Origin of the sequence: Nonomuraea sp. NPDC052129 (assembly GCF_040680095.1) — a bacterium.
Classification (GTDB): domain Bacteria; phylum Actinomycetota; class Actinomycetes; order Streptosporangiales; family Streptosporangiaceae; genus Nonomuraea.
Window position 1 is genome coordinate 123,502 of sequence record NZ_JBFAVX010000010.1, and the last position, 15,964, is coordinate 139,465.

The 15,964-nt window shown below is 73.2% G+C and carries 3 protein-coding genes; 1 reads left to right on the top strand and 2 read right to left on the bottom strand.

The window, feature by feature from the left end; translation table 11 throughout:
• Positions 1-12 precede the first annotated feature (12 nt).
• On the bottom strand, positions 13-5,577 hold the full coding sequence (locus tag AB0L53_RS23375; RefSeq protein WP_363997310.1) for a type I polyketide synthase: 5,565 nt from the start codon (positions 5,575-5,577) through the stop codon (positions 13-15).
• Positions 5,567-14,236 carry an SDR family NAD(P)-dependent oxidoreductase gene (locus AB0L53_RS23380; RefSeq protein ID WP_363997313.1) on the bottom strand — a complete coding sequence of 2,890 codons (8,670 nt, stop codon included), beginning with the start codon at positions 14,234-14,236 and terminating at the stop codon, positions 5,567-5,569. Before AB0L53_RS23380 ends, AB0L53_RS23375 begins: the two co-directional genes overlap by 11 nt.
• A 348-nt stretch (positions 14,237-14,584) precedes the next feature.
• Here AB0L53_RS23380 and AB0L53_RS23385 point away from each other — a divergent pair, with 348 nt between their 5' ends.
• Positions 14,585-15,958 (top strand): condensation domain-containing protein, encoded by a 1,374-nt coding sequence (locus tag AB0L53_RS23385; protein WP_363997316.1) that lies wholly within the window; start codon positions 14,585-14,587, stop codon positions 15,956-15,958.
• Positions 15,959-15,964 lie beyond the last annotated feature (6 nt).

Here is a 15,964-nt window from a genome sequence, read left to right on the forward strand (position 1 = left end):
GGTACCGGTGATCTAGAGTGCGTTGTCGATCAGTGCGAAGATCTCTTCGTCGGAGGCGGAGTCGATCTTCTCCACCACGCCGTCCCCGCCGTTCGGACCGGCGCCGAGCCTGGTCAGGGCGCTCTGCAGGATGGTGACGAGCTTGCCGCGGATGGCCTCGGCGTCGCCGTTGGCGCTCGTGAGCATGGTCTCGACGCGTTCGAGCGCGCCGCGCAGCGTGTCCTCGGGCGACGGCGCGGCGGGAGCGAGGGTCTTGTAGAGGTGTTCGGCCAGCGAGGTGACTGTGGGGTGGTCGAACACCAGGGTCGCGGGCAGCCGCAGCCCGGTGTCGGCGTTGAGCCGGTTGCGCAGCTCGACGGCGGTCAGCGAGTCGAAGCCGAGCTCGTTGAAGGCCCGGTCCACGTCGACGGCGTCCGCGCTGCCGTGCGCCAGGACGGCGGCCACGTGCCCGCGTACCAGATCGGTGACCTGCCGCCGGGCGTTGGCCTCGGTCAGCCCGGCCAGCCGCTCCGTCAGCCCGCCCGCTCCGCCCGTCCCGCCCGATGCGGCGCCGGCCGTCCTGCGTGGCGCGCGGACCAGGCCGCGCAGCATGGACGGCAGGTCGCCCGCCTCGGCCCTGGCACGGAGCCCGGCCGCCTCCCACCTGGTCGCGACGACCAGCGGCTCGGACGCGTCGAGCGCCCCGTCGAACAGCTCCAGCCCCTGCTCGACACTCAGCGGCGCGATGCCGGAGCGGGCCAGCCTGGCCGTGTCGGCCGCGGAGAGCGTGCCGCCCATGCCCGAGCCGGTGTCCCACAGCCCCCAGGCCACGGACACGGCGGGCAGTCCGAGCCCGCGCCGGTGCGCCGCCAGGGCGTCCAGGAACACGTTCGCCGACGCGTAGTTGGCCTGCCCGGCGTTGCCCAGCACGCCCGCCAGCGACGAGAACAGCACGAACGAGGTCAGCGGGACGTCCCTGGTCAGTTCGTGCAGATGCCACGCCGCGTCCGCTTTCGGGGCGAACACCGTCTCCAGCTTCCGCTCCGACAGCCCCTCGACCGTCGCGTCGTCCAGCACGCCCGCGGTGTGTACGACACCGGTCAGGGGGCGGTCCTCGGGGATCGAGGCCAGCAGTACGGCCAGAGCGTCGCGATCCGACACGTCACAGGCGGCCGCTGTGACCCGCGCCCCGAGGCCCACCAGGCTCGACACCAGCTCGTCCGCCCCCGGCGCCTCGGGCCCGCGCCGCGAGACCAGCAGCAGGTCCCGCACGCTGTGCCGCTCCACCAACCGCCGCGCGACCAGCGCACCGAGACCGCCCGTCCCCCCGGTGACCAGCACAGTGCCCTGGGAAAGGCCCATGTCCGGGGCGGCGGAGCCGGTCTCCCTGCGCGCCAGACGCGGGACCAGCACCTTCCCCTCGCGTACGGACAGCTGCGACTCACCCGCCGCTATGGCGGCGGCCACCAGCTTCCAGGCGGAGAAGCCCGCCTCCACGTCCGCCAGCACGAACCGGTCCGGATGCTCGGCCTGCGCCGACCGCACCAGCCCCCAAGCCGCCGCGGCCACCACACTCCCGGCCCCGCCACCGGCGGGGTCGAAGACGCCGTGAGTCGCGAACACCAGCCTGCTGCCGGCGAACCGCTCCTCGGTCACCCACTGCCGCACCAGCCCGAGCACCCGCCCGGTCAGCTCAAGCACCGCGACGGGCACCGGCGCTCCCGGAGTCGCCGCGAGGGAGACGACCACGACGTCCGGCACCGGCTCCCCGCCACCGAACCCGTCCTCCCCGGCACCGAACGCGTCCAGCCCCGGCACCGGTTCCCCGGCCGAGACCCACCGGGCGCCGTCGTTGACCGGCTCGACCGTGACCTCGGTCCAGTCGACGCCGTGCGGCACGGGGTCCGTGCGGCGGCCGGTCGTACTGGACAGCGCCGCCGCCGGGACCGTACGCACCCGCAGCGACTCCATCGAGAAGACCGGACGGCCCGCGGCGTCGGCGGCCTCGATGGCCGGACCGGACCGCGACAGGCGGAGCCGGAGCGCCCTGGCCCCGCCGGCGGGCAGCCGCACGCCGCGGAACTCGAACGGCAGCCGCAGCTCGTCACTCGGATCGGCGATCAGCATCGGGTGGAACATCGCGTCGAAGAGCGCGGGGTGCAGGCCGAACCCGGCCACGTCCACGTCATCGGCCAGCGCGACCTCGGCGAACAGCTCCTCGCCCTGGCGCCACACCGCCCGTACGCCCTGGAAGGCGGGCCCGTAGTCGTAGCCCGCGTCGGCCAGCCGCTCATAGGCGCCCTCGACCGCGACCGGCGAGGCACCCGCGGGCGGCCAGGCCGTCGCCCAGGCGAGCACGCCCGCGCCGGGGGCCGTGTCCGCGCCGAGCACGCCCGACGCGTGGCAGGTCCACGCGGCCTCCGGCTCGTCCGCCGGCCGCGAGTAGATCCCCACCGGCCGGGAGCCGCCACCCCGGGAGCCGCCCCCGAAACCGCCCTGGGAATCGCCCACGGAGCTGCCCTCGGGCCGCCCCACGACGACCTGTACCGCCACGCCGCCCCGCTCAGGCAGCACCAGCGGCGCCTCGAACATCAGCTCCTCGACCAGATCGCAGCCGAGCTGGCCACCCGCCTCAAGCACCAGGTCCACGAGCGCGGCGCCAGGCAGCACGGCCGCGCCGAGCATCACGTGATCGGCCAGCCAGGGCGCGTCGGCCACCGACAGCCGCCCGGTGAGCACCATCGCCCCGTCGTCCGCCACGTCAACCGCCGCCCCCAGCAGCGGGTGACCAACCTGGCGCAATCCGGCCGACGAGACGTCGGCGGCGCGCGCGGGCGGGGCGAGCCAATACCGCTCCTGGTCGAACGCGTACGTCGGCAGGTCCACCTGCGCCCCGCCGCCGAACAGCGCGGACCAGCCGACCGCCACTCCCGCCACAGACGCCCGCGCCAGGCAGCCGATCAGCGCGTGGGGCTCGGCGAGCCGCTTGCCGTTCAGGGCGAGGATCGGGGTGTTCGCCTCGGTGACGCACTCGTGCGCCATGGCGGAGAGCACCGCGGCGGGGCCGACCTCCAGGTACGTGTCCACGCCGTCCGCTTCGAGCCGGCCGATCGTGGCCTGGAACATGACGGCCCGGCGGATCTGCTCCACCCAGTAGCCGGGCTCGGCCCAGGAGCCGTCGGGGAGGTTGGGGGCGTACGGGATGCGCGGCTCGTGGAACTCCACGCCCGCCAGTTCGGTGGCGAAGTCCGCCAGCATGGGCTCCATCAGCGGCGAGTGGAAGGCGTGGCTGACCGCCAGCCGCCTGGTTCGCCGACCAAGTTCGCGCCAGTGCTCGGCGACCGCCAGGCACGGCTCCTCCGCGCCGGACACGACGACGCTGGCCGGCCCGTTGACGGCGGCGACGGACACCAGATGTTCCTGTCCGGCCAGTGTCGGCGCCACCTCCTCGGTGGTCGCCTCGATCGCGACCATCGCGCCCGGCGTGTCCAGCCCCTGCATCAGGCGGGCGCGCGCGGTGATGAGCCGGGCGGCGTCGGCCAGCGACCAGACCCCGGCCACATACGCGGCCGCGTATTCGCCCACCGAGTGCCCGGCGACGTGGTCGGGCGTCACGCCGAGCGCCGCGAGCAGCCGGAAGGCGGCCACCTCGAAAGCGAACAGCGCCGGTTGGGTGTAACGGGTCTCGTTGAGCAGGTCGGCCTCGGACGTGCCGGGCTCGGCCCACACGATCTCGCGCAGCGGCCGGTCCAGGTGCTCATCGAGCTCCGCCCACACCTCGGCGAGCGCTTCGGCGAAGACCGGTGACGCGGCGGCCAGCTCGCGGCCCATGCCGATCCGCTGCCCGCCCTGGCCGGTGAACAGGTAGGCGAGCTTGGGCTTCTCCCTGGCAGCTCCCTCGACCACCTCGGCCACCGGGTGACCGGCCAGGAAGTCGCCGAGCCGGGCGGCCAGGGCGTCCCGGTCCTCGCCGACCACGACGACGCGGTGCTCGAACAGCGACCTACCGGTGACCAGCGACCGAGCCACGTCCACCGCTTCGGGGGCGCCGACCGCTTCAGGGGCATCCGCCACTTCAGGCGCGTCGGCTGAGGTGACGAGCTCGTGCAGCCGGGCGGCCTGCGCGCGCAGCGACCGGCCGCCACGGGCGCTGATCACCCAGGCGAGCGGGCCGTTGACGACGGGCGGCTCCTGGTCCGTACGCGGACTCTCCTCGGCCTCCTCGATGACGAGGTGCGCGTTCGTACCGCTGATGCCGAAGGACGAGACGCCGAACCGGCGCGGATGCTCGCCGCGTACCCACTCCCTGGCCTCGGTCAGCAGCTCCACGCCGCCGGCCGACCAGTCGACGTGCGGGGTCGGCTCGTCCACGTGCAGGGTGGGCGGCAGTACGCCGTGCCGCATGGCCATCACCATCTTGATCACCCCGGCGACGCCGGCCGCGGCCTGGGTGTGGCCGATGTTCGACTTGACCGAGCCGAGCCAGAGCGGGCGGTCGGCCGCGCGGTTGCGGCCGTACGTGGACAGCAGTGCCTGGGCCTCGATGGGGTCGCCGAGCCGGGTGCCGGTGCCGTGCGCCTCGACGGCGTCGACGTCCCGCGTGTCGAGCCGGGCGTCGGCCAGTGCCTGCTGGACGACTCGTTCCTGGGAGGGGCCGTTCGGGGCGGTGAGGCCGTTGCTGGCGCCGTCCTGGTTGACGGCCGAGCCGCGGATCAGCGCGAGGATCCGGCGGCCGTTGCGCCGCGCGTCCGACAGCCGCTCCAGCACCAGCACGCCGGCGCCCTCCGACCAGGCGGCGCCGTCCGCCGAGGAGGAGAACGACTTGCACCGGCCGTCCGGCGACAGCGCGCGCTGCCGCGAGAACTCGATGAACGGGTCCGCCGTGGCCATCACGGTCACGCCGCCCGCCAGGGCCAGCGCGCACTCGCCGCGCCGCAGCGCCTGGACCGCCAGGTGCATCGCGACCAGCGACGACGAGCAGGCCGTGTCGACCGAGATCGCCGGACCCTCCAGCCCGAAGGTGTACGAGACCCGGCCGGACAGCACGCTGGAGGCGCTGGAGACCATCAGCACGCCCTCGACCGACTCCGGCACGGCACCGCCGGTGTAGCGCAGGGAGTAGTCGTTGTACATGTTGCCCGCGTACACACCGGTCTGGCTGCCGCGCAGCGTGGCCGGGTCGATCCCCGCCCGCTCGAAAGCCTCCCAGCAGGTCTGCAGGAACAACCGGTGCTGCGGGTCGGTGGCCAGCGCGCCACGCGGGCTCATCCCGAAGAAGGGCGCGTCGAAGTCGCCGGCGTCGGGCAGGAAACCGCCTTGCCGGGTGTACGACTTGCCGAGAACCTCCGGGTCGGGGTCATAGAGGTTCTCGTCCCAGCCCCGGTCCGTGGGGAGGTCACCTATCGCGTCCACACCGGAGGCCACCAGCTCCCACAGGTCCTCGGGCCCCGCCACCCCGCCGGGGAACCGGCACCCCATCCCGACGATCGCTATGGGCTCGTGGCGACGGTCTTCCACCCCGGTGAGGCGCTGCCGAGTCTCCGTGAGCTCGACGGTCACCCTCTTCAGGTAATTGCGCAGCTGTTCCTCAGTCGCCATGGTCGGGCCTTTCCAGAGAGGACCTCAGAGGAGACGTCATTGTTTGGTCGTCGATCAACGCGAAGATCTCCTCGTCCGAGGCGGAATCGATCTTCTCCGCGGCACCGTTGGACCCGGCGCCGAACCTGGTCATCAGCCCGGCACCGAACCTGGTGACGGCGCTCTGCGCGATGGCGACGAGCTTGCCGCGAATGGCCTCGGCGTCGCCGTGCGCGCTGGTCAGCATCGACTCGACCCGCTCGACCGCACCGCGCAGCGTGTCCTCGGGCGACGGCGCGGCGGGGGCGAGGGTACGGAACAGGTACTCGGCCAGCGCCGTGACCGTGGGGTGGTCGAAGACCAGGGTCGCGGGCAGCCGGAGCCCGGTGTCGCTGTTCAGCCGGTTGCGCAGCTCGACGGCGGTCAGCGAGTCGAAGCCGAGCTCGTTGAAGGCCCGGTCCATGTCCACGTTGACCGCGCTGCCATGCGCCAGGACGGCCGCGACGTGCGAGCGGACCATGTCCGCCAGGTGGACGCGGGCCTCGGCCTCCGCCATCTTCGCCAGGCGCTCGGCCATGCCGGCCGCTCCCGCCCGTGTGGGGGCGCTCGTTGCGTTCGCGGCGGCGGCAGTCCGGCGGGCCGTACGGACCAGACCGCGCAGTACGGGCGGCAGCTCGCCCGCCTCGGCCCTCGCGCGCAGCCCGGCGGTGTCCCACCTGGCGGCGACGACCAGCTCGGCCGGGGCGGTGATCGCGCTGTCGAAGAGCTCCAGCCCCTGCTCGGCGGTCAGCGGCGCGATGCCCGACCGGGCCAGCCTGGCGGTGTCGGCCGCCGACAGCGCTCCGGTCATACCGCTGTCCGCGGTCTCCCACAGCCCCCAGGCCACCGACACGGAGGGCAGGCCGAGGCCGCGCCGGTGCGCCGCGAGTATGTCGAGGAACACGTTGGCGGCGGCGTAGTTGGCCTGGCCGGAGTTGCCGATCACGCCCGCCACGGAGGAGAACGTCACCAGCGGAACCTCCGGGACCAGCTCGTGCAGGTACCAGGCGGCGTCGGCCTTCGGGGCGAACACCGAGTCCAGCCGCTGCGCCGACAGCCCTTCCACCGTGGCGTCGTCGAGTACGCCCGCCGCGTGCACCACAGCCACCAGCGGCCGCTCGGCCGGAACACCGGACAGGAGCCCGGCCAGCGAGTCGCGGTCCGACACGTCGCACGCCGCCACGGTCACCCGCGCGCCGAGCGCCTCCAGCCGGGCCACCAGGTCGCCGCTCGCCTCGGGGCCTCGGCGGGAGGCCAGCAGGAGGTCCTTGGCGCCATGCCGCTCCACCAGGCGGTGCGCCACCAGGGCGCCGAGACTGCCGGTGCCACCCGTCACCAGGACGGTGCCCGTACCGGCGTCGAACAGCTCGGGGGCATCGGCCGTACGACGGATCAGGCGCGGGACGAGAACCTTCCCATCCCGTGCGACCAGCTGTGACTCGCCCGCCGCGACCGCCGCCGCCACCAGTCCCCAGTCGACGGTGGCCGCGTCGACGTCCACCAGCACGAACCGCCCGGGATGCTCGGCCTGCGCCGACCGCACCAGCCCCCACACCGGCCCGGTCACCACGCCCGCCACGTCCGCTCCCCCGGGCCGGAACACGCCCTTGGTCACGAACACCATCCGGCACCCGGCGAACCGCTCGTCCCCCACCCAGCCCTGCACCAGGTCGAGCGCCTGGTAGATACCGTCGCGCACCCCGTAGGGCACGTCGTCGGCGTCGGCCTCGGGCAGGTACGGCACCAGAACGGTGCTCGGCATCTCCCCGACGGTCATCTCGGTCAGGGACGCGAGGTCGTAGTAACGCGGCGCGTCCACGGCCGCGCCGATCTCGTCGGCGAACTCGTCGTACCCCACCAGGGCCCACCGCTGCTCGGCCGGGTCCATCGCGGACACCGCCAGGTCGATCCAGTCGAGCGTGTACGAGGCGGCGTCGGACGGGCCGCGCGTGACGGCCCCGTGCCTCGGCACCGGGCGCAGGGTCAACGCGTCCACCCCGGCGACGCGGTCGCCCGCACTGTCATGGATGTCGAGCGAGACCCGGTCGCCGTCACCGGCCGCGATCCGTACCCGCAACACCTCGGCGCCGAGCGCGGACACCCGCACCCCGCTCCACGCGAACGGCAGCAGCAGCACCCCGCTGTCCTCGGCCGACTCCAGCACCAGCAGATGAAGCGCCGCGTCCAGCAGCGCCGGGTGGAGCGTGAACAGGCCCGCGTCCGTGCGGATCGGCTCCGGCAGCACCACCTCGACGTACGCGTCGCCGTCCACGCGCCAGGCCGCGCGCAGCCCCTGGAAGGCGGGACCGTACTCGTAGCCGCGCTCCGCGAGCCGCTCGTACGCGCCGTCCAGGTCGATCTCGACACCGTCCACGGGCGGCCAGTCGGCAAGGCGCCCGCCAGCCGTGGCTCCGTCTGCGGCCGTGGCTCCGGCGGCTGTGGCCGTGGCTGTGGCTGTGGCTGTGGCTGCGGGGACAATTGGGGCGACGGTCAGGGTGCCGCTGGCGTGGCGGGTCCATCGGGCCTCGTCGTCATCCGCCGGCCTGCCGTACACAGTGAGGTCGCGGCGGCCCTCGGCGTCGGCGCCGCCGACCGCGAGCTGCACCTGGACCGCGCCCGTCTCGGGCAGCGGCAGCGGCGCCTCCAGCGTCAGGTCCTCGATCTCGTCGCACCCGGCCGTCGCGGCGGCCTCCAGGGCCAGCTCGACGAACGCGGTGCCAGGCAGCAGTACGCCGCCGTCCACGGCGTGGTCGGCCAGCCACGGCAGCGCGCCGCGTGACAACCGCCCGGTGAGCAAGAACCCGTCGTCGCCCGCCACGGGCACGACCGCGTCGAGCATCGGGTGCCGCGGCCCACCGGCCCGTGGGCTCTCGTTGATCCAGTACCTGGTGTGCTCGAAGGGGTAGGTCGGCAGGTCCACGTGATGGCGTGGGCCCGGATCGACGGCCGCCCAGTCCACGTCGGCGCCCGCCACGTACGCCTGGGCCGCCGCCAGCAGCAGGCGCCGCCAGCCGCCGTCGTCGCGGCGGAGCGTCCCGGTGGCGCCGCCGGGAGCGCCCGTGGCCGCCAGGGTGTCCTGGATGTGGCCGGTCAGCACGGGATGCGGGCTGGCCTCGATGAACAGCGGGGCACCGTCTCCGGCGAACGCCCTGATCGCCTGCTCGAAACGTACGGGATTGCGAAGACTGCGGAACCAGTAGTCGGCGTCCAGCCCGGTCGGCTCGACGAAGTCGGCGGCCATGGACGAGCAGAAGGCCACGTCTGTCGGCCGCGGCGCGACCTCGGCCAGGCTGGCGAGCAGTTCGTCGCGGAGCACCTCGACGTGCGGGGTGTGCGAGGCGTAGTCGATGCCGATCTTCCGCACGCGAACCGTCTCGCCGCACGCCGCCGCGAACTCGTCCAGCGCGTCCAGGTCCCCGGCGACCACCGTACTGGCCGGCCCGCTCCGCACGGCCACCCACAGGCGGTCCGCCCACGACTCCAGCCGGACCTCATCGGCGGGCAGCGCGACGGCGAGCATCCCGCCGGTGCCGCCCAGCTTGACGAGCGCCTGGCTGCGGAGCACGACCACCTTCGCCGCGTCGTCGAGCGTCAGCGCCCCGGCGACACAGGCCGCCGCGATCTCCCCCTGCGAGTGCCCCACCACCGCCGCCGGATCCACACCCAGCGACCGCCACACCTCCGCCAGCGACACCATCACCGCGAACAGCACCGGCTGAATGACCTCCGAGCCCACCAGCTCGCCCGCACGCAGGGCCGCCACAACAGACCAGCCTGTGTACGGGGCGAGCGCGGCATCGCAGCGGGTCATCCACTCGCGGAACACCTCACTGGAGTCCAGGAGATCGACCGCCATGCCCGTCCACTGCGAGCCCTGTCCGGGGAAGACGAACACCGGCCGGATGTCCGGCAGCGCCGTGCCGCTGGTCACCGCCGCATGCGACTCACCCGACGCCAACGCCGCCAGGGCCGCCACCAGTTCGTCCCGGTCCGCGGCCACCACCAGCGCGCGGTGCGCGAACCGCGCCCGGCGGGCCAGCAGGTGTCCGGCGGCGGCCAGGTCGTCTTGGGGGGCGTCGGTGGCGTAGTCGCGCAGGCGCGCGGCGTGCGATTGGAGCGCGGCCGCCGACTTCGCGGACACCGCCCACACCAGCGGCGCCTCAGGCGTCTCGGGTCCTGCATACGCTGGCGCGGGGGCCTGCTCCAGGATCAGGTGGGCGTTCGTGCCGCTGATGCCGAAGCTGGAGACCGCGGCCCGGGTCGGACGGTCGTCGGGCAGTTCGACGGGCTCGGTGAGGAGTCGTACCGCGCCACCGCTCCAGTCCACGTGCGGCGTGGGCTCGTCGGCGTGCAGTGTGCGCGGCAGTGTCCCGTGCCGCATCGCCATCACCATCTTGATGACGCCGCCGACTCCGGCCGCGGCCTGCGTGTGGCCGATGTTCGACTTGAGGGAGCCGAGCCAGACGGGCCGTCCGGGATCACGGTCCGCGCCGTACGCGGCGATGATCGACTCGGCCTCGATCGGGTCGCCGAGCCGGGTTCCGGTGCCGTGGGCCTCCACCGCGTCCACCTCGGCGGCGGCGAGCCCGGCGTCGGTCAGCGCCTGCCGGATCACCTCTTGCTGGGCCTGGCCGTTCGGTGCGGTGAGGCCGTTGCTGGCGCCGTCCTGGTTCACCGCGCCGCCGCGGATCACGGCGAGCACCGGGTGCCCCAGGCGGCGCGCGTCGGACAGCCGCTCCAGCAGCAGCATCCCGGCGCCCTCGCCCCAGCCCGTACCGTCCGCGCCCGCCGCGAACGCCTTGCACCGGCCGTCGGGAGCCAGCCCCGACTGGCGGCTGAACTCGACGAAGATCCCCGGGCTGGACATCACGGTCGCGCCGCCGGCCAAGGCCAGCGAGCACTCGCCGCGCCGCAGCGCCTGCATCGCCAGGAAGATCGCGACCAGGGACGAGGAACAGGCCGTGTCGGCGGTGATGGCGGGCCCGCGCAGGCCCAGCGCGTAAGCGATCCGCCCGGACGCGACACTGAGCGCGGTACCTGTCAGCAGATGCCCGTCGACCGTCCCCGTGGCTTGGTGCAGCCGGGGACCGTAGTCGGAGGCCATGGCGCCCACGAACACACCGGTGGCCGAGCCGCGCAGCCCCGCCGGGTCGAGCCCGGCCCGCTCGACGGCCTCCCAGCTGACCTCCATCAGCAGCCGCTGCTGGGGGTCCATGGCGGTGGCCTCGCGCGGGCTGATGCCGAAGAACGCGGCGTCGAACCGGTCGGCGTCGTGCAGGAAACCGCCGTACCTGGTGTCGCTGGTGCCCGACCGGTCGGATCCGGCCGCGAACAACGCGTCCAGGTCCCAGCCTCGGTTGACGGGGAACCCGGTGATCGCGTCGGTGCCGGTGCTGACGAGCCGCCACAGCTCCTCGGGCGAGTCGGCTCCACCGGGGTACCGGCACCCCATGGCCACGATGGCGATCGCGTCGAGGTCGTCGGCAGGCATGAGATTGGCGGGGTCGCTCTGATGGGCGGCGGCCGACGCTGCGGATCCGCCGTCGTCGAGGAGCGTCCGCAGATGGGCGATCAGCAGATCGGGGGTCGGGTGGTCGAACAGCAGGCTGGTCGGCAGCCGGAGCCCTGTCGCGCTCCGCAGCCGGTGCCTGAGGTCCTCCGCCGTGGCCGATTCGAGCCCGAGGTCCTTGAACGTCCTGCCCGGCTCCACACCGGCCGCGTCCTCGTACCCGAGCAGCCCGGCCAGGAGGGTCAGCACCAGCTCACGCACCTCACGCCGCGAAAGCCCGCCACCCACCGAAGCGGGGCCGTGGCCGTTGGCGCCGCCGGCCGCGACGGCGTCTCCGCCACCCGCGAGGACCGTCTGCGCCGTCGATCGCCGAGCGTCTCCGGGGAGCGTCTGTGCCGTGGAACGCCGGGCATCGGCGGGGAGCGACGGCCAGTGACGTTCGCGTTGGAACGCGTACGTCGGCAGCTCCACCAGTTCCGCCCCCGCCACCGGTTCGGGTCCGGTCCAGTCGACCTCGGCCCCTCGCGTGTACGCCTCGGCGAGCGAGCGCCGGAACCGCGTCAGCCCGCCCTCACCCCGCCGCAGCGTCCCGATGACCGCGGCCTCACGGTCCGCCTCCTCGGCCGTCTCCTCGACCCCGGCCCCCAGCACCGGATGCGGGCTGCACTCCACGAACAAGCCGCCCTGGTGGTCGAGCGCCCGCCGGGTCGCCTGCGCGAACCTGACCGGCTGCCGGAGACTGCGGTACCAGTAGCCGGCGTCGAGTTCGGCCGTGTCGATCGGCTCGCCGGTGAGCGTCGAGATGAACAGCGTCCCCGCACTCACCGGTCGTACGGGGGCCAGCGCCGCCAGCACCTCGTCGCGGATCTCCTCGACCTCGGCCGAGTGCGAGGCGTAGTCGACCGGGATGATCCTGGTGCGGTACCCGTCGTCGGTTAGCCGTCGTCCCAGGTCGTCGAGCGCCTCAAGCCGCCCGGAGACGACCACGGACCTCGGCCCGTTGTAGGCGGCGATCGCCACGTCCCCCGTCAGCGAGCGGATCGCCGACTCGACCACGTCCAAGGGAGCGGCGATCGACATCATCCCGCCGCGCCCGGCGATCCCGGCGATGGCGCGGCTGCGCAGGGCCACGACCCTGGCGGCGTCGGGCATGGACAGTGCGCCGACGACGGTGGCGGCCGCGATCTCGCCCTGCGAGTGTCCGATCACCATCTCGGGCGCGACGCCGTACGAGCGCCACAGGCCGGCGAGCGACACCATGACGGCCCACAGCGCGGGTTGCACCACGTCGACCCGGTCGAGACCGGGCGCGCCCGGCGCCCCACGCAGCACGTCGAGCAGTGCGTAGTCGACGAACGGTTCGAGCGCTCCCGCGCACGCCTCGGCATGCGCCGCGAACACCGGCGAACCGGCGAGCAGATCACGAGCCATCTCCGGCCACTGCGACCCCTGCCCCGGAAAAACGAATACCCGGCGACCACCAGACACGGACCTGGTAATCACCGACCCCGTGACCACGGACTCGTCCAGTCGCCCGGCCGCCAGCGCTGCCAACCCCGCCTGCCGGTCGGAGCCCAGAAGCACCGCCCGGTGCTCGAACACGGCCCGGCTCCGCAACAACGCCAGCGCCACAGCCCCAGGCTCGGCACCGGCATGGGGCCCGACGTCCGAGCCCGCGTGCGGGCCGACGTGGGCGATCAGCCGCTCGGCCTGGGCGCTGAGGGCTCGGGCTGAGCGTGCCGAGAGCACCCAAGGCGTGTCCTCGCTCGCCGACCGAACCCCGTACTCGCTCCGCGGCGCCTCCCCGAGCACCAGGTGGCAGTTCGTGCCGCCCATGCCGAACGAGCTGACGCCCGCGACGAGCGGCCGGTCGGCGCGCGGCCACGGACGGGTGTCGCGTACGACCTCCAGCCCCAGCTCGTCGAGTGGGATGTCCGGGTTGGCCGTCTCGAAGTTCAGGCTGGGCGGCAGTTCGCGCTGCTCCAGGCTCAGCACGACCTTGACCAGTCCCGCGATCCCGGCGGCGCCTTCGAGGTGGCCGATGTTGGTCTTCACCGACCCGACCAGCAGCGGCGACTCCCCATCCGCATGGTCGGGGCCGTAGGCGGCGCCGAGGGCGGCGGCCTCGATCGGGTCGCCGACCTTCGTGCCGGTGCCGTGCAGCTCGACGTACTGGACGTCGCCCGGCTCGACGCCGGCGCGCTCGCAGGCCAGCCGGATGACCTCCTCCTGCGCCCGCCGGCTCGGCACGGTGAGCCCGTCGCCGCCGCCGTCGTTGTTGACGGCGCCGCCGAGGATCACGCACCGGATGGGGTCGCCGTCGGCGAGCGCCGCGGACAGCGGCTTGAGTACGACGAGCGCCCCGCCCTCTCCGCGTACGTAGCCGTTGGCCCGGCCGTCGAAGACGTAGCAGCGGCCGTCCGGGGACAGCGCGCCGAAGTTGCCGATGGCGGCGGTGGTCTCGGCCAGCAGGTTGAGGTTCACGCCGCCCGCGAGCGCCAGCCCGGTCTCGCCGCGCCGCAGGCTCTCGCAAGCCATCTGTACGGCCAGCAGCGACGAGGACTGCCCCGCGTCGAGCGTCAGGCTGGGCCCCCGCAGGCCGAGGAAGTAGGAGACGCGGTTGGCGATGATCGCGCGGTTCGCCCCGGTGTAGGCGTGTCGTCCGAGGCCATCGGCCCCCACGCGGTCTTGCAGCGCCGCATAGTCGTTGGAGATCGCCCCCAGGAACACCCCGGCACCGCTCCCGCTCAGCCGGGACGGCACCACGCGCGCGCTCTCCAGCGCCTCCCAGGCCAGCTCCAGCACGAGGCGCTGCTGGGGGTCCATGGCGGCGGCCTCGTTCGGCGAGATCCCGAAGAAGGCGGCGTCGAAGCGGTCCACGTCCGACAGGAAGCCACCACGCCGGTACACGGCGTCCGCCCCGTCCGGCCACCGGCCCTCGGGCACGGCCGTCACAGCATCCACGCCATCACGCAGCAATTGCCAGAACCGTCCGGGATCGGCGGCCTGAGGAAGCCGGCAGGAAACACCGACCACGGCGACAGGCTCCACGGCGGACGAAACGCGACCGGTCCGCGACCGGCCGGTGTCCCCGGCCGTCATGCCGTTTGGCTGAATCGACTCACCAACCATCAATGCGCCACCTCAAGCTTCGGGCATCACCAACAAGACAGTGCCGGTTTCCATAAAGACGATCGCTTTGAATAGTTGCTGTGACCCTAATCGCAGCGCCCTTTCCGAACCACGGTCGCGGGCTGGCACATTGTTTCCGGCAGAAGCTGTCAGCGCGGGCGCGTTGACATAGGTGTAGGCGGTTCGCATCCTGTGTGGGACAGGTAGCGACATTGGCCTGAGAGTTCTGCCGAGCCGAATTGGATAAAGGCTTTTACGGAGCGCGTTCCAGGGGCCCGGTGCGATGGAGGGCCGTCAGCGGGGCCACTGTCAGCGGTCCGCCCGCCGAACAGCTCACGAGGAGACCACATGCCCGTCGACGCCCCCTTGAGCAACGGCCAGCTATGGAGCTGGCGAGAAGTGGAGCGCTACCCCGAGGACTGGATGCGGGACGCCAACCTGCCCACGACCTGGGACCTGCGTGGCCTCCCCCTGGACCGGGTCACGACGGCGTTGCGACGGCTCGTCGACCGGCACGAATGCCTGCGCACCACCTACCACGTACGAGACGGACAACCCGTGCAGCGCGTCCACCGGACGGTGACGCCGCCGGTCGAGCACGTGGACCGCGCGGTCACCGACCGCGGCGACCCTGAGCGTACGAAGGAGCAGCTGGCCACGGTCCCGTTCCCGATGACCGACGCGCTGCCCTGGCGCGGCGTGCTCGTCACGACCGACGGCGCACCGGTCTTCCTCGCACTGTCGTTCTCCCACCTGATCGTGGACGTGTGGTCGATCCATCATCTGCAGGACCAGTTCCGCGCCCTGGTGGTCGACCCGGACGCCGACGCGCAGATGGGTCCCACCCTGCGCGAGCTGGCCCAGCGGCAGCGCGACGAGTCGTGGCGCGGCCAGCAGGAGAGCTCCGAACGCTACTGGCGCCGTGTGCTCACCGACGGCCTGATGGACGAGCTGCCCACGCTCCCCGCCCGCGCCGAGCGGAACCGGATCGAGGCCACGCTGCACTCACGCCGCCTGAGCGGGCTCGCCGCCGAGGCCGCCAAGCGCCACGGCGTGACACCGCCCGCGGTGCTGATGGCCTTCATCGCCGCCGGCCTGGCCCGGCACACCGACACCGACCGGGTCACGATGAGCCTGATGGCCTCCAACCGGTTCGCCGAGGAGCACCAGCACGTCGTCGGCACCATGAACCAGCTCATCCCGGTCAGCGCCACCGTCGATCCCGGCGCCACGCTGGCCGAGCACGTCAAGCGCTGGCACTGGGCGAGCGCGCGTACGTACCGCTACTCCTGCTACGACTTCGACCGCGTCGCCGCGCTGGCCGCCGACGCGGCCACGCACAGCGGGCAGGAGCCGGGGCACGACTGCTGGTTCAACCACCTGTTCCGCAGCTGGTTCAACTACATGCAGATCGACCGCGCCCCGCTGAACCCCGCCGACCCGACCCCCGCCGAGCTGGTCTGGACGCCCTTGGCTCAGCAGTACGGCCAGGCGTTCCGGGTGCGGGTGGCGGTCCAGGGCGGTCTCACCAGTGTCATGCTGCTCGCGGATCCGATGATCATCCCGCCCGAGGCCGCGACCGACATCCTGCGGGCGATGGCGCTCGGCGTACAGCTCGCGGTGACCGACCCGGATACGTGCCTGAAGGACCTGTGGAGCGCCAGGAGCGAGGGCCTGCCGCCGTCGCTGTTCCCCTCTGAGATACCGGCGCCGCCGCACTAGACGTCC

Excerpts from the sequence above, each read along its gene's own strand:
- AB0L53_RS23380 (WP_363997313.1), bottom strand. The coding sequence starts at position 14,236 with ATGGTTGGTGAGTCGATTCAGCCAAACGGCATGACGGCCGGGGACACC.
- AB0L53_RS23385 (WP_363997316.1), top strand. The coding sequence starts at position 14,585 with ATGCCCGTCGACGCCCCCTTGAGCAACGGCCAGCTATGGAGCTGGCGA.
- AB0L53_RS23375 (WP_363997310.1), bottom strand. The coding sequence starts at position 5,577 with ATGGCGACTGAGGAACAGCTGCGCAATTACCTGAAGAGGGTGACCGTC.